The following is an 18243-nucleotide window of genomic DNA, read 5'->3' as shown; positions in this document are numbered from 1 at the left end:
CTATTTTAGTTAGAAATAAAAATAACTTTATTATATCCAACCATTTTAATCAGAATTAAATTTAACCATACCATTTTAATCAACTTAAAATATTTATTTACAAGTGTTTTAGTTGGATTTAATAATCAATCCAAACTATTTTAGTAAGATATTTTATTTAAAATTATTTAAATACATAAGATACTGTTTTATATAAAAAAGATAATTAAGTTTTTATTTAAAATATATTTATTGTTTATTTTTAATATATTTTGATTAATAATGAAATTAATATGTATCGAGGTTTATTTTATGAGCCTTAAAAATCCAGATATTAATGCCAAATTAGTTAGAGAAATTACGATTATTCTAATAATTAAAGTCGTGCTTCTCTTAACAATCAAACATATTTGGTTTGACGCTCCCACTATCCCCAAAAATTTCGACAATCAAGTCGCTGAGCATATTGCAGGCGATAACACTTCCCACATTAAGGAGACACGTTGATGATTTCTGAAAGCGTGGTTGATCTTTCGCGGTTCCAATTTGCCATGACCGCAATGTATCACTTTCTTTTCGTACCTTTGACCCTAGGCCTTGCATTTATTCTGGCTATTATGGAAACAACTTATGTGATATCTGGTAAAGAAATTTACAAAGATATGACTAAGTTTTGGGGAAAATTATTTGGTATTAACTTTGCCTTAGGTGTAACTACAGGCTTAACCATGGAGTTCCAATTCGGGACAAACTGGGCATATTACTCACATTATGTAGGTGATATTTTCGGTGCACCATTAGCAATTGAAGGCTTAATGGCATTCTTCCTTGAGTCAACATTTATTGGTTTATTCTTTTTCGGATGGGATCGCCTGAGCAAAGTACAACATTTAGGTGTAACTTGGTTAGTTGCTCTTGGCTCTAATATGTCAGCGCTCTGGATTTTAGTTGCGAATGGCTGGATGCAAAACCCGGTAGGTGCAGCATTTAACTTCGAAACCATGCGTATGGAGCTTGTCGATTTCGGTGCACTTATTTTCAACCCAGTTGCACAGGTTAAATTTGTACATACTGTTTCTGCCGGATATGTAACAGGTGCGATTTTCGTACTTGCCATTTCAAGCTACTATCTACTCAAAAAACGTGATCTTCCTTTCGCCCGCCGTTCATTTGCAATTGCTGCCATTTTTGGTCTTGCCTCTACACTTTCAGTGATTTTGCTTGGTGATGAATCTGGTTATGAGCTAGGTGATGTGCAAAAAACTAAACTCGCTGCAATTGAAGCCGAATGGGATACTCACCCTGCTCCAGCCCCATTTACATTATTTGGTGTACCCAACCATGAAGAAATGCGAACAGACTATGCAGTTAAAATTCCATATGCATTAGGTCTAATTGCAACTCGTTCAACAACTAAAGAAGTCACTGGTTTAAAAGACTTAATGCAACAGCATGAAGTGCGTATTCGTAACGGTATGCTTGCTTATGCTGAACTTGAAAAACTACGTGCTGGTGATCGCTCACCTGAGTTGTTAGCTTCATTTGAAAAAAATCAAAAAGATTTAGGTTATGGCCTACTTCTTAAAAAATATGCACCAAATGTTGTAGATGCAAGCGAACAAAACATTCAAGCAGCTGTGAAAGATACTGTTCCAAATGTTACAGCGTTATTCTTCTCGTTCCGTGCAATGGTTGCATCTGGTTTCTTAATGTTGCTTCTTTTCATTTTAGCGACTTGGGCTGTTGCGAAAAGAAATGCTGAGAATAAACCTTGGCTACTTAAATATGCATTATTTGCCTTACCACTTCCATGGATTGCTGCACAAACTGGTTGGTATGTAGCTGAGGGCGGCCGTCAGCCGTGGTCTATTGGTGAGATTTTACCAACACACTTATCAGCTTCAAGTTTAAGTACAGGCGATGTGTGGGGTTCCATCCTCGCGTTAGCAGCGTTCTATACCGTCCTTTTAATTATTGAAATGTACTTAATGATTAAATTTGCTCGCTTAGGACCAAGCTCACTTCACACTGGTAAATACCATTTTGAAAAACAAGAGCCAAAAGCAGCTGTTAATGGGGAGGCTTTATCATGATTGAATACGAACTCCTGAAAATCATATGGTGGGTGTTAGTTGGGGTGTTGCTTATTGGGTTTGCTTTAACCGATGGCTTCGATATGGGCTCAATGGCACTCATGCCTTTTGTTGGCAAGACTGATAACGAACGACGTGCTGCTATTAATACCATAGCACCACACTGGGATGGCAATCAGGTCTGGTTTATTACAGCAGGTGGCGCCTTATTTGCTGCGTGGCCAATGGTTTACGCGGTTGCATTCTCCGGAATGTATTGGGCCTTATTACTTGTGCTATTTGCCCTGTTCTTACGCCCTGTAGGTTTTGACTATCGTTCTAAACTCGAAAATAAAAAATGGCGCAACTCTTGGGACTGGGGCCTTTGTATTGGTGGTGCCGTGCCTGCTCTAGTTTTCGGTGTAGCATTCGGTAATTTATTCTTAGGTATTCCTTTTAGTTTAGATAGCACATTGCGCTCTGAATATTCGGGTAGCTTCTTTGCTCTTCTTAACCCGTTTGCTTTAGTTTGCGGCATTGTCAGTTTATCTATGTTGTGTGCGCACGGCGGTGCTTGGCTTATGCTTCGCACAGACGGCGCTTTAAAACAGCGTTCTGCTAAGGCCACTCAAATTATGGCAGCAGTATTCTTGGTTTGCTTTCTTGTTATTGGAGCTTGGTTATACTTCGGTCAAGTTCCTGGTTATAGCTATGCTGCAGCAATTGATACAAATGCTGCACTTAACCCTTTAGCTAAACAGGTAGTCACAAATAACAACCCAGGTTGGATGAACAATTACACTAATTATCCAATTACCAAGATCGCTCCAGTTCTCGCGATTTTAGGGGCAATTATTGCATTCTTTACAGCATCAAAAGCAAAAGCAGGCTTAAGCTTTGCTGGCACAAGCTTAATGATTGTAGGTGCGATCTTAACTGCTGGTTTTGCACTCTTCCCATTTTTATTGCCATCAAGTGTTAATCCAAACTCTAGCTTAACAATGTGGGATGCGGTATCAAGCCATCGTACTTTAGGGGTTATGACTGTTGCTGCATGCATATTCGTTCCGATCATTTTGCTCTACACCAGTTGGTCGTATTACAAAATGTGGGGCGTGATTACCAACAAACATATCGAGTCAAACTCGCACAGCTTGTACTAATAAGGAGAAGCATATGTGGTATTTCGCATGGATTCTTGGAATTTTGATGGCATGTTTTGCGGGTGTACTCAGTGCACTTTATATCGAACATCATCAAAATTTAGATGAGGAATAAATCATGGCAAACGCAATGACAGCACCAAATCAACGAAAAGCTCAAGCATTCGCAATGGCCATTTCATTTCTGTTGGCATTGCCGCTTGCTGTAATTTTACTGGTGCATCCTTCCCTCATGTTAGATGCAAACGGACACTACAATCATAGCCAGCTTATGCTGGTGATGGTGGGTATTTCCGGAGGCTTCATTTACGGGGTTGGTTTTGTACCACACTTCTGGTTATGGAAATGGTTATTTAGCCCATGGGTAGCTTGGCCTCTCATGTTGCTAGGCTATTACATCTGGTTTTTAACCTAAAAAAAGGACCTCATTTGAGGTCCTTTTTCATTTCAATTAGTTTAATTGGTATAAGTGGTATTCCAACGTCTGCTTCAGTCGGATATGGTTCTACATGACCTGTTTTTGCATAACCACGTCTCTCATAATAAGCAATTAGCTCCGAACGTACATTTAAAACATACATGAGTGCACTGTCCAATTCTGGTGTTTTTTGCAAAGCGAACTGTTCAGCATACTCCAGAACCGAACGACCTACTTTCATATTCTGTAGATTAGGATCTGTACAGAATGTTCCTATCTCAACAGTATTGTTTTGAAATATAAGACCAATACATGCAACAATTTGTGAAGAATCTATTTCTGCAACCAATAATATTGAGTTAGACAATTTCAATTGCTGTGTCAATTGTTCTTGACTAATACGTTGGCCTTTTACGAATTCAACTTCAGTTGTCCAGCTTCTACCTTGTTGTGTTCTATAAGAATGATTAATCAAGTCTACAAGTAATGGAATATCACTTAGTTCAGCTAAACGGAAATTTAAATTCATCATAAATATGCTTAGGCTATTTTAAATATTAAAAAAATAAAGCCGATATTAAATCGGCTTTATCTTGAATAGCAATTGCTTAATTTGATTGTTCAGCTAACCACGCCATAAATTTTTGACGCTCAGCCTTAGAAGATTTTTGCCAAAGCTCGACTAGACGCTGATCATTTGTTTGCGCAGCACCTGCCGAAGGTACTGTTGCGGCAATAGATGTTGTAACTTGAGAAGTAGATGGCTTGGAAGCAGCATAAACAGGTTCAGGCTGTGGTTTAGAAGGTTTTGTCGTAAAGTCAGCCACCTTACCCAACAAACCCGTTGCGAACCAAGGTCTTGCTTCGTTGTTTGCACCAGTTTGCTGAACAACCAGTTCGTTATTTGAGTTATATAAAGCGACTGTTGGTTGCTCAGCATATTTCTTTGCTTGCTCATATTTTTTTGGTACACCCACCATAGCAAGCTTATAAGTTTGACCATCTTTTAAAGTTGGAGTTTGAATTGTAACAACACCAGACTTAACAATATCGTGTTCACCATTTAGATGTTCAAAGTATTCTTGATAACGCACACTTAGGTTTGTTTCACCCGCATCAACTTTGTAGTTATTTTTAGAGGAACGGAATAATCCTGAATTGACTTCTTGACCGTTCACCGCAAGGATTACAATTTCCTCAGGTGCCGTAATTGTAACTGCTGAAAATACTGAACCGCTTAGTAATAAACCAATTGCAGCAACACTTAATCTTAAAGTCATCTGTTCACGTCTCTATAATATTTAATAGTTTGTAAAAACATGAGCAATATGCAATATGATTATGACGATTTTATGACACTATCTGTTTTAGCATAGCTACACTTAAAACTTTTAAAATATATTATTGAATTATAATAAATAACTATTTTTCATGTTAATTTTGAACACAAAAAAAAGAGTACCATTGAGGTACTCTTTTGATTAACTAAAATTAGTTAAATGTTTTGAAGCGATCTTCATCGTTAATGAATGCTTTTTCACCAGCTGGTGCTTCAACAGAACCAAATACTAATTGAGCACGTAATTTCCAAGTTGATGGGATATCAAATGCTTCAGCAGCGTCAGCATCAACAATTGGGTTATAGTGTTGTAAAGAAGCACCTAAACCAAGTTCTGAAAGCGCAGTCCAAGTTGCAAATTGTGCAATTGCGGTTGAATGTTCAGACCAAACTGGAAAGTTGTCTGCATATAGTTCAAATTGCTCTTGCAAGTTTTTAATAACAGCTTGATCTTCGTAAAATAGTACTGTACCAACACCGGCAACGAAACTATCAATTTTTGCATTAGTACCAGCAAAAGCATCTGCAGGAACAATTTTACGTAATGCCTCACGAACCAAATTCCAAAATTTAGTATGTGATTCACCATATAGAGTAACTACACGTGAAGATTGCGAATTAAACGATGAAGGACTATGTTTAACGGCTTCACGAATTGTTTCTTCAATTTTTGTGCGATCTAATGCAACATTTTTACCAATTGCATAAATAGTACGACGGTTTTTAATTTTATCTAAGAAAGTAGACATTTTTATTTCCTACCTATTTGTTTGACCATTGGCCGTTGTTTGGGAATGAATATAGTCTATGAAACTCATTTCTTATAATCAGCATTAAAAATATGACAGTTCGTTTTATTTTCGCAACAATAAAAAAAGATATGGATATAAAAAAACCTCACTATTTCATGAGGTTTTTTAGAGTTTAGCTGCAAATTACTTTTCTGTTTCAAATAATGCCGCTACAAATGATTTTGCCGAGAACGGTCTTAAATCATCAATTTTTTCACCCACACCAATAAAACGAATTGGTACATGAGTACGACTAGCAATATTAAACAGTACACCACCTTTTGCAGTGCCGTCCAACTTAGTAATAGTAATACCAGTTAAACCTACTGCTTGATCAAATTCTTGTACTTGGTTAATTGCATTTTGCCCCGTACCTGCATCTACTACTAACATAATTTCATGAGGTGCCGTAGCATCAATTTTTTGCATAACACGCTTAACTTTCTTAAGCTCTTCCATTAAGTTACTTTTGTTATGTAAACGACCTGCGGTATCTGCAATTAACACATCAATACCTTTAGCACGCGCACTTTCAAAAGCATCGAAGATAACCGAAGCACTATCTGCACCATGGCCTTGAGCGACAACAGCAATGTCGTTACGCTCACCCCAAATTTGCAATTGTTCAGTAGCAGCTGCACGGAATGTGTCACCTGCTGCTAACATAACTTTCTTGCCTTCGCCTTGTAAACGCTTAGCCAGTTTACCAATAGTGGTTGTTTTTCCAACACCATTCACGCCCACCATTAAAATCACATAAGGTGATTTATTAGGGTCAATATGCAAAGGCTTCACACGTGGAGCCAGTAAAGCAACCAACTCTTCTTGTAAGGCTTTATAAAGCGAATGTGAATAAATCAAATCGCCACGTGCAGTACGTTCAGTCAAATTGGTAATAATCGTTTTTGTTGCATCTACACCAATATCTGCAACTAATAATTGCTCTTCAACTTCTTCAAGCAGCTCATCATCAATTTCTTTACCACCAATTAAGATATTTACCATACCATCGGTGAAATTACGGCGAGTTTTGCTTAAACCTTCTTTCATTCGCCCAAAGAAACCAGATTTTGGTTGCTCTGGTTCAGTTGAAGGTGCTGTCTCGACAACTTCTGGTGCTTTTACTTCTTGCTTAACAGGTGACTCAACGATAGGAACATCGATAGCAGGTAAATTAGGCAATGTGACATCGTCATCCCCGATCTCAGCATCTATCAAGAATTTATTTTGCATATTCGATTGTTGTTGCATGCCGATTCCTTGAAAAGCAGCGTGTTAAAAAATAGAAAGTTTAGCATAAATTCAAGTTTTTGCCTGCTCCAATAGCGAGCAAAACCTTTCTAAAATAAAGACTATGCTTATTGAGTATCTTCTTGTGCTAACGCAGGATATTCCTTGATGTGATCATGTTCAAACTGATAAGCGTACATTAACTTTAGATACTCTGCCCTATGAATTTTTGATTGAGTCATTATCAACTCTGCCATATCTTGAGTTCTAGGATATGTAGCCTGTCGAGAAAGTTGTACAATTCGTTGATACTGTTCCGAGTTCACAGGACGAAGCAATGCTAAATAAGACAGCATAAAAATACAGCCAATAATAATAATCACAACCAGATTAAAACATTGGTCTGCCTTTAACTCAGACTTTAATTTAAGAAAATTTTCTTTGAATGTGAGCATGACCTACCTCTAATTGATGTAGTGTAGGGTTCAATGCACTTCAGCACAAGGTCAAAATCCAGTAAGGCTAATATTCTTTAGCCTTACTGGATGATAAACTTTAGCTTATTAAAGAACGTATTACAGAGAAGTATAAGATTGCTGCAATAATTACTAGCACAAGTAACATAGCAAAAATACTTAATCCTTCTTCAGCATCAGCTGGATGCAATTCATCTTCATCTGCAATTTTTCTAAGTTCACCATCATAAACCTGATAGAACCAAGCTTTTTGATTAGGGTCCAATTGGCGAGCATAGTCAAAAACCCGTTTACGTTGCGCCAAACAATAATCACCTAAATGTATTTCTTGATGGAAAATTGCTTCGTCTAATAATTTACGATGGTAATGAGCAAGCTCTATGATTTGCTCCTCTTTAGGAGGAGTATCAAAAACAAAGCCATCGATAGTATTTGTCATAGTTATTCTCCTTGTCTTTTATTCTCATATTGATTTTACTCAAAATTATTTGTGAATAATGTTTAATCATGTATCCTAATAGTGAACCAACTAATGCTGAACAATAGTTGACAAATCCATTAATTTGTAATATTAGTTTAACAATTCTAAGTTACATTAGTTCAAAGGCAGTGGCCTTTAGAAAAAGTAATCATAATTAAAATAAGGAGTTTTATATGATTCAACGTATCTCTCATCATGATTTAGAACATGTATACGCAACTGCAGTTAACACAATTCACTCTCAAATGAATTTCCAAGATGCTGTTGCGCAGTTAGAAGAAGTTGCGCGTGCTGGTCATGGCAAAGCTGCCCTGTTCTTAGCAGAACTATATTATCAAGGTTTCCGTGTAGAACGTGATTCCATGAAAGCACAATATTGGCAGAAACTAGCCACCATGCAAGCATAAAGAAACGTCACTTAGGTGGCGTTTTTTTTATACCTATATAAAACCAAAATTACCTATTTATCTAAAGCCTTATTTCGCCACTTCAGACGTGGCTCAGGTGGCGTTTTTTTATACCTGTAAAAAGTTCAATATAAATTAACCATAACTATGTTCATCTTGCGCTTCGCCAAAGCTTTAGTCGCTTTGTCTTGCTCAGGTGGCGTTTTTTATATCTGAAAAAACTAAAGTTATTAATTTTTTCTGCAACCCTACTTTACTATTCTTAGTCATAACACAGCATTATTTTTTAGTATTGATTTATATAGATATTTCAAGTCATCAATATTTGTTTACGATTTGACACCTGTTTAAACTGAAATGTCATGTGGTTTTCTTATAATAAGCAAGACAAGTTGAAAACCTTTAAATTTAAAATGAACAGTTTAAGTAATCTACAACCGGTTTCTAAAGACTTGATGATCAAGATTTATATTTTAAGAACCATGATGTATTGTGGAGTTCTTTGGGGACTGTTTGATGAAGGCTGGGCCATTAAATCAGATCAGGAAGATTTTATTTTTCCTTTTTGGTTAAATGGAGTGCAAGCACATCGATATGCCAAAACTCATTGGCCTAATTACAAGCCAAGAAAAATTACCCCAAAAGACTTTCATGAATCTTTATTACCTACTTTAACACGGTTAAAAGTTACCCCTGCATTATTTAACTCATCTCATCGTAAGTTGAAGTTATCTACTCAACAAATGCATCATTTCTTTTTTAATCATCCAAAATGGCAGGTAGCTTAAAGTTTTTAAGCTACCAAATTTAGAGTGCTTTTTGAGCGCTTAAGCGTAAAACTAATATTTGAATGACTCGTAAGTCTTTGCTTTTTTCAAAAATCGAGCTAATTTAAATCAAAATGATAAAACAACAGGACAGAAGAAATGACTATCGTTGCACAAGTAATTAAGAACAAATCTGAACAAGCCATTTTTACAATTTCACCCGAAGCAACTGTCCTCGAAGCAATTACGATTATGGCAGAAAAAGGTATTGGTGCTTTAGTTGTAGCAGAAGGTGAAAAAGTTGTTGGAATATTATCTGAACGTGATTACACACGAAAAGTAACGCTTATGGAGCGTTCGTCTTATAGCACTACAGTTGCTGAAATTATGACGGCAAAAGTAATTACGGTAGGTTTAAATAATACGGTTGAAGAATGTTTACAGCTCATGACTGATCGTCATTTACGACACTTACCTGTATTAGATAATGAAAAATTGGTTGGTTTTATTTCAATTGGTGACTTAGTTAAAGCAGCCATGGAAGACCAAAAAGTTTTAATTGAACAATTAAAGCAATATATTTCAGGCTAAATACAAAAATAAAAATGGGCGACTAACGCCCATTTTTTATTGTCTTTAAAAATTAAAGATAATTCGTAATTAAAGCAACTAAACGCTCTAGCAAAATATCAGCTTGAGCTTGTGTCATGTTGATTGGCGGTAATAAACGAACCACCGAACCTGCCGTAACGTTAATAATAAGTTTGTATTCATCACGAGCAATCGCAACAAGTTCAGCACAATCTTTAGGTAGTTGAATACCGATCATCATACCGAAACCACGTACTTGCACATTCTTATCCGACAATTGGGCACGTAATTGATCAACAATATAATTACCTACTACTGCTGCATTCTCTACCGCGTTTTCCTTCTGGATTGTGTCAATTACCGTATAAACCACACGAGAACCCAATACTGTACCGCCATAAGTAGAACCATGACTGCCTGGCCCTAACAAACCTACAGCCTTACCTTGAGTCATTACAGCACCTACAGGGAAACCATTACCCAATCCTTTTGCTGTAGTTAAAACATCCGGAATAATATTTGTATGTTGATACGCAAAGTATTTACCGGTACGGCCATTACCAGTTTGGATTTCATCTAGCATCATCAACCAGTTATGCTGATTACAAATTTGGCGAACTTCTTCTAAATAGCTAAATCCTTGAGGCGCAGTATTAATACCACCTTCACCTTGTATTGGTTCAATTAAAATAGCGACGATATCTGGATGCTGTAAGGCTGCCTCTTGAATGGCTTCAATGTCACCAAATGGGACTCGAATAAAGCCTTCCACCAAAGGTGCAAAACCGTCTTGTACTTTCTTGTTACCAGTTGCAGAAAGTGTCGCCAAAGTACGACCATGAAATGATTGTTCAGCCACAATAATCTTTGGCAAGCTTATACCTTGTTGAGTACCAAATTTACGAGCAATTTTAATCGCTCCTTCGTTTGACTCGGCACCACTGTTTGAAAAGAAAATTTCTTCCATACCTGAAACCTCAGCAAGCTTTTGCGCCGCAGCAGTTTGCCAAGGAATTTCAAATAAATTGCTCGTATGCACGAGAGTAGCTGCTTGTTCTGCAATTGCCTCGGCAATAGCTGGGTGAGCATGTCCTAGTCCACATACAGCAATACCAGTAAGTGCATCTAAATATTCTGTACCATCTTGTGTATAAAGATATGCCCCTCGGCCTCGGACAAAACTGATCGCTTGGCGACCATAAGTAGCCATTAAGTGTGTTGGTTGATCAGGTTGTACTGGAGCTAGGGTAATATCAGTCATCACGAACTCTGTCTGTATGAGGTTTTAAGAAGGGTTTATATAAACAAAAACTTGCACTGATGAAAAGTCTCATCCTTCATTTATCTAAAATTTCGTCTGCTTTTTACTATCACTTCGGTTTATACAATAAAATATTGAATATTCTGTGCAACTTTAAGCAACAAGGCGGTTTGCAAAGCGATGTGAACACCCCCTATAATGCTGCAAGATTAGTTGAGGATCTATTTATGACTGAACAAGCACGTGATACTGAAGCGTTAATTCGCGATCAAATTGCGAAGCATCCCGTTTTACTTTACATGAAAGGCACTCCACAGTTTCCACAATGTGGTTTCTCTGCACGTGCAGTAGAGGCGCTCAGTCAAATTGGTCGTCCATTTGCATATGTGAACATCTTAGAAAACCCTGATATTCGTGCAACTTTACCAAAAATTGCAAACTGGCCTACTTTCCCACAATTATGGGTAAACGGCGAGCTTATTGGTGGTAGCGATATCATGCTTGAAATGTTCCAAAATGGCGAATTAAAACCATTAATCGAACAATACAGCGCAGCTCCAGAAGCTTAATAATAAAAAAGCCAATCGAAAGATTGGCTTTTTTATACTTATAAATTTAACAATCACTTATACCGATATAACGAAATAGTCCATCAACACCAAGATCTGCTTTTAAAATAGTTAAATTTTTATACGGTGTGGTAGTTATCGCTTCAAAAATATTCATGTTCGGATCTTCATGCAACTCATCTACATTTTGATTCATAACTTCTTCAAAACGATCGGCTACAAATTCAAAGCCTAAATCCATTGCAATAAACAATGTATGTTCACAAGGTTGGACGTACTGCTCTTGTGTCCAATCAATAACTGAAAGCTTACAGATTGGGCAAAGGATATTGGCCGATGCATTTTCTAATTCAACTAACTGGTAAGACATACTTTTAAAAAACCGAGAAAAATCTATTTTATGAAAAATAATATGTAAACGCTATATTTGTTTTAAGCTTCATAAAATAAATTACAAAAACATTTCAATGTAATGACATTATAATTTCAAATTATTTAATTCCCTTTACTCTCTTGTATTTATCGGCTTTTTACAAAAAATTAAAATCAAACTTTATCGTTGCAAAACTAATAATGTAAAATCTTTAGTGTTGCATAAATAGGATATTTTAATGCTCACAGATCTTGATGATTTTTATTGTTTTGCCCTTGTTGTTGAGCATGGTGGATTTAGTGCTGCCGAACGTGTTACGGACATTCCAAAATCAAAATTAAGTCGTCGTGTTTATAATTTAGAGGAAAATTTAGGGGTTCGCTTAATTCAGCGCAGTTCTCGTCATTTTGCTGTTACCGATATCGGGATGGATATCTATAGACACGCACAAGTTATGATGAATGCTGCTCAAGCAGCCCATGATTTAGTTGATCACTTAAGTATTCAACCAAGAGGCGTAGTCAAAGTAAGCGTTCCTGTAGACATTGCACAAAACCAGCTACCTAAAATTTTACCAGCATTCTTAAAAAAATATCCCGAAATTCGTTTACAACTTATTGTAAGCAACCGTCGCGTTGATGTGATTAATGAAGGTATTGATGTAGCTCTACGTGTCAGATCTAAATTAGATGATGACCCTAGCCTAGTACTTAGACAGTTTGCGCTCATAGAACAAAGTTTATTTGCAAGCCAAGCTTACTTAAATGAGTTTGGTAATATTAAGTCACCTGATGAGTTAAGCGATCATCGTATTTTAAGTTTGTCCGAAGAGCATTTAGATCAACAATTTATTTTACATGGTCCAGATAGCCAACTAAAAAAAGTGAAAGTTAGCCCCACTGTAATGGGAACAAATCTTTATATGCTTGCCCAACTTGCAAGTCAGAATTGTGGTATTGCCTTATTGCCAGAAACAGCAGCTGAAGATTTTGTAAAATCGGGTCAGCTTGTACAAATCTTACCGGACTGGAAAGCAGCTCACGGTATATTTCATGCTGTTTACCCATCTCGTAGAGGATTACTCCCAGCAGTGCGTGTATTTATTGATTATCTTGTGGAACATCTCTCAGAGCATTAATAAATTAAGCTCCATAAAAAAGTTCGATAATATATCGAACTTTTTATTTTATAACGATTAAATTTTTGGATAATTTCCTACCCCTTCTGGCCAAGGTGTAAGTAGCTCAAAACCTGTATCTGTAACTGCAACCATATGTTCCCATTGAGCAGATAAAGAAAGATCTTGAGTAATGACGGTCCAACCATCATTTAATTCTTTAACTTGAGGTTTGCCTGCATTCACCATAGGTTCAATTGTAAAGACCATACCTTTCTTTAGAACCAAACCTTGTCCACGTTGTCCATAATGCAGAATATTAGGCTGCTCATGGTAAACTTTACCAATGCCATGCCCACAATACTCTCGAACAATGCTATAACCCTCGCGATGAGCAACCGATTGAATAGCGTAACCAATATCACCTAAAGTAGTGCCAGGTTTAACTGCATGAATACCAGCAACCATTGCCTCATAAGTTGTTTCAACCAACTTTTTCGCATGTGGATTTACGTTTCCAACGTAGTACATACGGCTCGTATCGCCAAAGTAACCATCTTTAATAATCGCTACATCAATATTAATAATATCGCCATCTTTTAAAACTTTATTTGGAGATGGAATACCATGACACACTACTTCATTGACTGAAGTACATATTGTTTTTGTGAAACCGTGATAACCAACATTGGCTGGTATGACCTTTAAAGTATTTACGATGTAATCATTGCAAATATTGTCTAAATACTCAGTTGTTACGCCTGGCTTAACGTACTTCCCTATCATTTCTAAAACTTGTGCAGCCAAACGCCCAGAAATTCTTAATTTTTCCAGATCTTGTTCTGTTTTAATTGTAACAGTAGAAGCTCTCATTCAATTTTATCCTCGTAGGCACTGTTTTGATCACACCTACAAAAATGTTAGTTAATTTATAGTATTTTAGAATGGATATATGATAGGCGGAAAGCTTTAAATGCCCAAATATTCAACATTCATAATAGTATTTTATATTTTTATTTTTACATAATTTTTTTAAAAAATCAGAGTTAAAAACTATTTTCTCTATTTCTTTCAAAGGTTTTTCAAATAGATAACTTAACCAGTTGATATTTTTCATATCTCTGACTGATTTAGAAAACTTGAAAAATCTCTTTTTCACATAAAATAGCGCTTGATCATGCTCTCTTTTACTCTAAAATTCTTTCTTTTTTGTTAAATTTAATTTATGCAACAACTTCGTACTGGAGATATTATTGCCTTAGGTTTTATGACCTTTGCCCTCTTTATTGGGGCAGGTAATATTATCTTTCCTCCCATTGTCGCACAGCAAGCTGGTGATCATGTATGGTTAGCGGCCATAGGCTTTTTGATTACTGCTGTTGGCTTACCCGTAATTACGATTATGGCACTCTCTCGCATGCAGGGTTCCATTGAAATCATTAGTTCACCTTTAGGCCGTATCGCAAGTCTGATTTTAACAGTAGTCTGTTATTTATCAGTTGGTCCTTTATTTGCTACACCACGAACTGCAACAGTTTCTTATGAAATTGGTTTTTCCTCTTATTTTGGAACATCAAGCAGTAGTCTTTTAATTTATAGCGCAATCTATTTTACATTTGTTACTTTAGTTTCGTTATACCCAAACAAGCTTTTAGATACAGTTGGACATGTTCTAGCACCTCTAAAAATTATCGCTTTAGCAATTTTAGGTATTGCAGCGGTTATGATTCCTGCGGGCTACGTTCCTGCTCCAATTAATCATTACGTTAACTCTCCTGTTTCGGAAGGTTTCGTAAATGGTTATCTTACTATGGACACTTTAGGTGCCTTAGTATTTGGTATCGTTATTATTCAAGCAATTTATTCGCGTGGTGTTACAGATAAAAAGCTAGTCACCAAATATGCAATTATTGCTAGCCTTATTTCAGGTGTTGGTCTTACTTTAGTGTACTTAAGCTTATTTAAATTAGGTTTAGGTAGTCACGAAGTTGCTCCAAATGCCGCAAATGGTGCTGTAATTCTGCATGCCTATGTTCAACATGCTTTTGGAAATATGGGTTCATTATTCCTAACTGGACTTATTTTCTTAGCGTGTATGGTAACTGCAATTGGTTTAACTTGTGCGTGTGGTGAATATTTTGCTCAACTCACCAAGTTACCTTATAAGCTTTTAGTATTTATCTTAGTTGGTTTCTCTTTTATTATTTCTAATCTTGGATTGACCAAACTCATTGCTGTATCAGTACCGGTTTTAAGTGCAATTTATCCACCAGCTATTGTGGTTATTATGCTCAGTTTCTTCTGGAAATTTTGGCATAAACCATCTTTTATTGTTGGTTCAGTAACAAGTATTGCTTTAATTTTCGGAATTATCGATGGGCTTAAGGTTGCTGGTTTTGGAGATAATCTTCCTACGTTCCTTCAACATTTACCATTAAATGAACAAAATTTAGCATGGTTGATCCCATCTCTAGTTGTTCTTGCGGTAACTACCCTTATCGACAAAGTTAAACATAAAAGCATTTAACCTAGTGTTTTTTTGAAATCGAGTTTTACCCAAACATGATTTTATATATTGAATAAAATGCTGCGTTTACCCAACCAGCATTTTATTTCCAACACTAGTATTTAATGACAATTCAACTATAGATATAATTAATTTTTGCTGTAATATTACATTAAAATAATTTTTAGCTTACTCAGGAAAGAAGAGCATAAATGAAAAGTAAATATTATCTAACATTAGCAGATGCAGAGTTTTTAATGGAAGAAGCTCAAAAATATGCAATCGAACACAACTTCAAAGTCAGTATAGCTATTGTTGATGAAACAAGCTCTTTATTACTTATGAAACGCCTAGATGGTGCTTCTCCTCTCAGTACACATATATGCCTAGAAAAGGCTAAATGCTCATCAATGAGCGGTCGTCCTTCAAAATTTTACGAAGAACTTCTTCAAAATGGCCGTCTTGGTTTCTTAAGTCTACCAAGTGCTAAAGGTATGCTAGAAGGTGGAAAAGCGATTATTTATGAAGGCCAGATTTTAGGCGCAATTGGTGTTTCTGGCGTCCAATCTTTTGAAGATGCTGAAATTGCACAACACGCTATTGATGTCTTCTTAAAGAAACAAAACAATTAAAGTAAATTGAGAGAAAAGAGAAATTATTACACTTTTCACCTAAAAATTTCTCTTTTCTAAAATATTAAGTATTTTATACAAAAATATTTAATATTTACCTTTCTTATACCTTAACTATTTATAAATATAGAGGTTTTCATAAAACTGTTCAAAAATTTTTCAATTGACTATTGAATTAAACTAAAAATACAAGTACAACATTAAACTTATTCTTGACTAAAACATTCGGTTTTAGCGCAACCACAAGGAGGGATGGAGATGTTATCATTACATTTCAACAAACAAGTCTTCATTAACACTCTGAACAGTAAAGATTCAGTTGTTTATGGAGTAACAACACTTGCTCTTATGCTGACTCTACTGTTTCAAGGTATGATTAAAGGGAATCTGAAACCCGAATACTTTATGTATGCCATGGTTGTTTCTTTTGTATTTTGTGTATGGGCCTTTGTCGACCACAAAATGCGAAAATTAGCTAAAAGACGACTTAGTCAACAGAAATAAGAATTCAAAAATGGATGAGCAATCATCCATTTTTTATTTATTTAAAAATAGAAAAATCGTTCCCATTACCAAAATAGCAGTTGCCAGCAGCTCAGTAATAATTAAAGCAATCATCATAAATGTCATCAGCCATGTCGGCAAATTAACCTGCCCTAACCTATGCGGTTGTTTAAACTGATTGGTCGTATCCTGCAAAAAACCATGAATGATATAAACTAAAATTGAGAAACTAAAAAACAGTATATTTGCCAATACACACCATACAGCAATATCCTCATTTAAAACCGTGAAATAGCTCAATACAGCTAGAATGAGCGTAGCTGCTGCATAAAGCAAACTGCTTCTATGTGCAATATCTACATAATAATGTGCACGGCTTAATTCAGAACGGCGAATTTGCCAATATTTCCATACCCCGGTTAACATTCCTATCCATAAAAAGACACCACTAAAAACAATAGCCAACTGTACGGCTTTCGATAAATCCATCATTTCCTTTATTCGTTTTATTAAAATTTGATGAGTTATATATCATAAATCTTGACTTTGTAGTCACAATTTAATCAAGTACCTTTTCAGAACTCATGTACATTAAGATAAATGATTAGCCAATTAACTTTAAATCTATGGATAAGACTTTTGAATCTTTTTGGATTACCTGTAAAGATGGTTATCAGCTTGCAGCTCAATTTTATCCTGCTCAAAAAAAGAAAACTGAATATCCTATTCTCATTTGTCCAGCAACAGGTATAACTAAAAACTTTTATCACTCTTTCGCCTCATGGTTAAGCCAAGAAGGCTATGATGTATTGAGTTTTGACTTTCGTGGTATTGGCGAGTCCCTACATGGCGCTTTAAAACAAAGCACCGCAAGTATTACCGACTGGGGAACACTTGATATTCCTGCTGCAATTGATGCTTTATTAATAAAAACGAAAGCAGATCAAGTTATCCTTATTGGACATAGTGCTGGTGGACAACTACTAGGAGTTGTACCTAATTATAATAAAGTCGCAAAAGTAATAACGGTTGCTGGTTCAACTGGACATATTAAAGGCCTTAAAGGAAAAACCAAGGTTTTAGCACCAGTTATGTTTAATATTATCTTTCCTATCTCTAGTCTTGTTAAAGGTTATGGAGCAACTCAATTTATTGGTATGGGAGAAAACCTACCTAAAAAAGTTGCTCAACAATGGCGAGAGTTTTGTAGCCGTCCTGGATATGTGAAAAATGCCATAGGCAAGACGATTTTTCATGATTTTCATTCAGATATTCAATGTCCCATTACGGCTATTTGGGCCGATGATGATGAGATTGCAACTAAAAGTAATGTACAAGAATTATTAAGTTTATATCCAAACGCAAATAAAAAAATGATTGAACTTAGCCCAAAAGATTTCGGCTATAAAGCAATTGGTCATATGCTGCTATTTAAAAAATCACATCAAAAACTTTGGTCTATTTTAGAACAAGAAATTAATCATTAAACCCTGCTTTTATTTTCACCTCTAAGTCAGTAATCCGGCTTAGAGGTTTTTTTGTATTAAAAACGAGCAGCTTTTTACTT

24 protein-coding genes are annotated in these 18243 nt (G+C 36.0%); 14 read left to right on the top strand and 10 right to left on the bottom strand.

The genetic code is table 11. The features are described from left to right. The first annotated feature begins 291 nt into the window (after positions 1-291). Genes cydP through F984_RS08315 form a run of 5 tightly spaced genes read left to right on the top strand, consistent with a single transcriptional unit; the run spans position 292 to position 3629 of the window. Positions 292-486 (top strand): cytochrome oxidase putative small subunit CydP, encoded by a 195-nt coding sequence (cydP, locus tag F984_RS08335; RefSeq protein WP_004708486.1) that lies wholly within the window; start codon positions 292-294, stop codon positions 484-486. Beyond that, positions 486-2072 carry a cytochrome ubiquinol oxidase subunit I gene (locus tag F984_RS08330; RefSeq protein ID WP_004708483.1) on the top strand — a complete coding sequence of 529 codons (1587 nt, stop codon included), beginning with the start codon at positions 486-488 and terminating at the stop codon, positions 2070-2072. Before cydP ends, F984_RS08330 begins: the two co-directional genes overlap by 1 nt. Further along, a complete protein-coding gene (cydB, locus tag F984_RS08325; RefSeq protein WP_004708481.1) occupies positions 2069-3214 on the top strand; it encodes a cytochrome d ubiquinol oxidase subunit II in 1146 nt (381 codons plus the stop codon). Before F984_RS08330 ends, cydB begins: the two co-directional genes overlap by 4 nt. A 13-nt stretch (positions 3215-3227) precedes the next feature. Next, a complete protein-coding gene (gene cydX, locus F984_RS08320; RefSeq protein ID WP_000270276.1) occupies positions 3228-3329 on the top strand; it encodes a cytochrome bd-I oxidase subunit CydX in 102 nt (33 codons plus the stop codon). Beyond that, a complete protein-coding gene (locus tag F984_RS08315) occupies positions 3330-3629 on the top strand; it encodes a cyd operon YbgE family protein (RefSeq protein WP_079377014.1) in 300 nt (99 codons plus the stop codon). A 10-nt stretch (positions 3630-3639) separates the two neighbouring features. On the opposite strand, the gene F984_RS08310 is transcribed toward F984_RS08315, so the two are convergent. The 6 genes from F984_RS08310 to F984_RS08285 all read right to left on the bottom strand — a co-directional run bounded on the left by F984_RS08310 (position 3640) and on the right by F984_RS08285 (position 7907). Then, on the bottom strand, positions 3640-4164 hold the full coding sequence (locus F984_RS08310) for a GNAT family N-acetyltransferase (RefSeq protein ID WP_004708478.1): 525 nt from the start codon (positions 4162-4164) through the stop codon (positions 3640-3642). A 76-nt stretch (positions 4165-4240) separates the two neighbouring features. After that, a complete protein-coding gene (locus tag F984_RS08305; protein WP_004708477.1) occupies positions 4241-4912 on the bottom strand; it encodes a YccT family protein in 672 nt (223 codons plus the stop codon). A 211-nt stretch (positions 4913-5123) separates the two neighbouring features. Further along, positions 5124-5720 (bottom strand): nitroreductase family protein, encoded by a 597-nt coding sequence (locus F984_RS08300; RefSeq protein WP_002050635.1) that lies wholly within the window; start codon positions 5718-5720, stop codon positions 5124-5126. A gap of 186 nt (positions 5721-5906) precedes the next feature. After that, complete coding sequence (ftsY, locus tag F984_RS08295) at positions 5907-7013, bottom strand: signal recognition particle-docking protein FtsY (RefSeq protein WP_002050665.1); 1107 nt, start codon at positions 7011-7013, stop codon at positions 5907-5909. Positions 7014-7120: 107 nt separating this feature from the next. After that, on the bottom strand, positions 7121-7447 hold the full coding sequence (locus tag F984_RS08290; RefSeq protein ID WP_004708472.1) for a hypothetical protein: 327 nt from the start codon (positions 7445-7447) through the stop codon (positions 7121-7123). Between the two features lie 100 nt (positions 7448-7547). After that, positions 7548-7907, bottom strand: a complete 360-nt coding sequence (locus F984_RS08285) for a hypothetical protein (protein ID WP_002050680.1) — start codon at positions 7905-7907, stop codon at positions 7548-7550. A 215-nt stretch (positions 7908-8122) separates the two neighbouring features. On the opposite strand from F984_RS08285, the gene F984_RS08280 reads away from it, so the two are divergent. From F984_RS08280 to F984_RS08270, 3 genes are all read left to right on the top strand, one after another. After that, the gene (locus F984_RS08280) at positions 8123-8356 is read left to right on the top strand and encodes an SEL1-like repeat protein (protein WP_002050673.1); all 234 of its coding nucleotides are present in this window, start codon (positions 8123-8125) and stop codon (positions 8354-8356) included. 413 nt (positions 8357-8769) lie between these two features. After that, entirely contained in the window at positions 8770-9144 is a 375-nt protein-coding gene (locus F984_RS08275; RefSeq protein ID WP_001087274.1) for a DUF2750 domain-containing protein, read from the top strand. A 138-nt stretch (positions 9145-9282) separates the two neighbouring features. After that, positions 9283-9714 carry a CBS domain-containing protein gene (locus tag F984_RS08270; RefSeq protein WP_002050640.1) on the top strand — a complete coding sequence of 144 codons (432 nt, stop codon included), beginning with the start codon at positions 9283-9285 and terminating at the stop codon, positions 9712-9714. Positions 9715-9766: 52 nt separating this feature from the next. Here the strand turns inward: F984_RS08270 and F984_RS08265 are convergent, their stop codons facing one another. Next, positions 9767-10975 carry an aspartate aminotransferase family protein gene (locus F984_RS08265; RefSeq protein WP_000129946.1) on the bottom strand — a complete coding sequence of 403 codons (1209 nt, stop codon included), beginning with the start codon at positions 10973-10975 and terminating at the stop codon, positions 9767-9769. Between the two features lie 227 nt (positions 10976-11202). Between F984_RS08265 and grxD the strand changes: the two genes are divergently transcribed. Further along, on the top strand, positions 11203-11544 hold the full coding sequence (grxD, locus tag F984_RS08260; protein WP_000138830.1) for a Grx4 family monothiol glutaredoxin: 342 nt from the start codon (positions 11203-11205) through the stop codon (positions 11542-11544). A gap of 46 nt (positions 11545-11590) precedes the next feature. Here grxD and F984_RS08255 read toward each other — a convergent pair whose 3' ends face one another. Next, entirely contained in the window at positions 11591-11914 is a 324-nt protein-coding gene (locus F984_RS08255) for a hypothetical protein (RefSeq protein ID WP_002050660.1), read from the bottom strand. Positions 11915-12155: 241 nt separating this feature from the next. Here F984_RS08255 and F984_RS08250 point away from each other — a divergent pair, with 241 nt between their 5' ends. Continuing rightward, positions 12156-13055 carry a LysR family transcriptional regulator gene (locus tag F984_RS08250; protein ID WP_002050716.1) on the top strand — a complete coding sequence of 300 codons (900 nt, stop codon included), beginning with the start codon at positions 12156-12158 and terminating at the stop codon, positions 13053-13055. Positions 13056-13112: 57 nt separating this feature from the next. Here F984_RS08250 and map read toward each other — a convergent pair whose 3' ends face one another. Then, positions 13113-13907: a type I methionyl aminopeptidase gene (gene map / locus F984_RS08245; RefSeq protein ID WP_004708467.1), complete on the bottom strand. Its 795-nt coding sequence runs from the start codon at positions 13905-13907 to the stop codon at positions 13113-13115. Positions 13908-14259: 352 nt separating this feature from the next. On the opposite strand from map, the gene brnQ reads away from it, so the two are divergent. The 3 genes from brnQ (at position 14260) to F984_RS08230 (ending at position 16676) form a co-directional block, all read left to right on the top strand. Continuing rightward, positions 14260-15561 carry a branched-chain amino acid transport system II carrier protein gene (brnQ, locus tag F984_RS08240; RefSeq protein WP_004708465.1) on the top strand — a complete coding sequence of 434 codons (1302 nt, stop codon included), beginning with the start codon at positions 14260-14262 and terminating at the stop codon, positions 15559-15561. A 191-nt stretch (positions 15562-15752) separates the two neighbouring features. After that, positions 15753-16172, top strand: coding sequence for a GlcG/HbpS family heme-binding protein (locus F984_RS08235; protein ID WP_004708464.1), 420 nt, complete (start codon positions 15753-15755; stop codon positions 16170-16172). A gap of 258 nt (positions 16173-16430) precedes the next feature. Beyond that, positions 16431-16676 carry a hypothetical protein gene (locus F984_RS08230; protein WP_000949688.1) on the top strand — a complete coding sequence of 82 codons (246 nt, stop codon included), beginning with the start codon at positions 16431-16433 and terminating at the stop codon, positions 16674-16676. A 33-nt stretch (positions 16677-16709) separates the two neighbouring features. Here F984_RS08230 and F984_RS08225 read toward each other — a convergent pair whose 3' ends face one another. Beyond that, the gene (locus F984_RS08225; RefSeq protein WP_004708460.1) at positions 16710-17165 is read right to left on the bottom strand and encodes a hypothetical protein; all 456 of its coding nucleotides are present in this window, start codon (positions 17163-17165) and stop codon (positions 16710-16712) included. Positions 17166-17302: 137 nt separating this feature from the next. Here F984_RS08225 and F984_RS08220 point away from each other — a divergent pair, with 137 nt between their 5' ends. After that, positions 17303-18163: an alpha/beta hydrolase family protein gene (locus tag F984_RS08220; protein WP_004708459.1), complete on the top strand. Its 861-nt coding sequence runs from the start codon at positions 17303-17305 to the stop codon at positions 18161-18163. Positions 18164-18243: the final 80 nt, after the last annotated feature.

Origin of the sequence: Acinetobacter nosocomialis NIPH 2119, from assembly GCF_000368085.1 — a bacterium.
Classification (GTDB): domain Bacteria; phylum Pseudomonadota; class Gammaproteobacteria; order Pseudomonadales; family Moraxellaceae; genus Acinetobacter; species Acinetobacter nosocomialis.
The sequence above is the reverse complement of the archived record's forward strand: the minus strand, read 5'-3'. Positions and strand labels throughout refer to the sequence as shown.

Coding starts and splice junctions, on each gene's coding strand:
- cydP (WP_004708486.1), top strand. CDS start 292: ATGAGCCTTAAAAATCCAGATATTAATGCCAAATTAGTTAGAGAAATT.
- F984_RS08235 (WP_004708464.1), top strand. CDS start 15,753: ATGAAAAGTAAATATTATCTAACATTAGCAGATGCAGAGTTTTTAATG.
- map (WP_004708467.1), bottom strand. CDS start 13,907: ATGAGAGCTTCTACTGTTACAATTAAAACAGAACAAGATCTGGAAAAA.
- F984_RS08230 (WP_000949688.1), top strand. CDS start 16,431: ATGTTATCATTACATTTCAACAAACAAGTCTTCATTAACACTCTGAAC.
- F984_RS08290 (WP_004708472.1), bottom strand. CDS start 7,447: ATGCTCACATTCAAAGAAAATTTTCTTAAATTAAAGTCTGAGTTAAAG.
- cydX (WP_000270276.1), top strand. CDS start 3,228: ATGTGGTATTTCGCATGGATTCTTGGAATTTTGATGGCATGTTTTGCG.
- F984_RS08275 (WP_001087274.1), top strand. CDS start 8,770: ATGAACAGTTTAAGTAATCTACAACCGGTTTCTAAAGACTTGATGATC.
- F984_RS08310 (WP_004708478.1), bottom strand. CDS start 4,164: ATGATGAATTTAAATTTCCGTTTAGCTGAACTAAGTGATATTCCATTA.
- F984_RS08285 (WP_002050680.1), bottom strand. CDS start 7,907: ATGACAAATACTATCGATGGCTTTGTTTTTGATACTCCTCCTAAAGAG.
- F984_RS08250 (WP_002050716.1), top strand. CDS start 12,156: ATGCTCACAGATCTTGATGATTTTTATTGTTTTGCCCTTGTTGTTGAG.
- grxD (WP_000138830.1), top strand. CDS start 11,203: ATGACTGAACAAGCACGTGATACTGAAGCGTTAATTCGCGATCAAATT.
- F984_RS08270 (WP_002050640.1), top strand. CDS start 9,283: ATGACTATCGTTGCACAAGTAATTAAGAACAAATCTGAACAAGCCATT.
- F984_RS08280 (WP_002050673.1), top strand. CDS start 8,123: ATGATTCAACGTATCTCTCATCATGATTTAGAACATGTATACGCAACT.
- F984_RS08220 (WP_004708459.1), top strand. CDS start 17,303: ATGGATAAGACTTTTGAATCTTTTTGGATTACCTGTAAAGATGGTTAT.
- F984_RS08300 (WP_002050635.1), bottom strand. CDS start 5,720: ATGTCTACTTTCTTAGATAAAATTAAAAACCGTCGTACTATTTATGCA.
- brnQ (WP_004708465.1), top strand. CDS start 14,260: ATGCAACAACTTCGTACTGGAGATATTATTGCCTTAGGTTTTATGACC.
- F984_RS08255 (WP_002050660.1), bottom strand. CDS start 11,914: ATGTCTTACCAGTTAGTTGAATTAGAAAATGCATCGGCCAATATCCTT.
- F984_RS08265 (WP_000129946.1), bottom strand. CDS start 10,975: ATGACTGATATTACCCTAGCTCCAGTACAACCTGATCAACCAACACAC.
- cydB (WP_004708481.1), top strand. CDS start 2,069: ATGATTGAATACGAACTCCTGAAAATCATATGGTGGGTGTTAGTTGGG.
- F984_RS08330 (WP_004708483.1), top strand. CDS start 486: ATGATTTCTGAAAGCGTGGTTGATCTTTCGCGGTTCCAATTTGCCATG.
- F984_RS08305 (WP_004708477.1), bottom strand. CDS start 4,912: ATGACTTTAAGATTAAGTGTTGCTGCAATTGGTTTATTACTAAGCGGT.
- F984_RS08225 (WP_004708460.1), bottom strand. CDS start 17,165: ATGGATTTATCGAAAGCCGTACAGTTGGCTATTGTTTTTAGTGGTGTC.
- ftsY (WP_002050665.1), bottom strand. CDS start 7,013: ATGCAACAACAATCGAATATGCAAAATAAATTCTTGATAGATGCTGAG.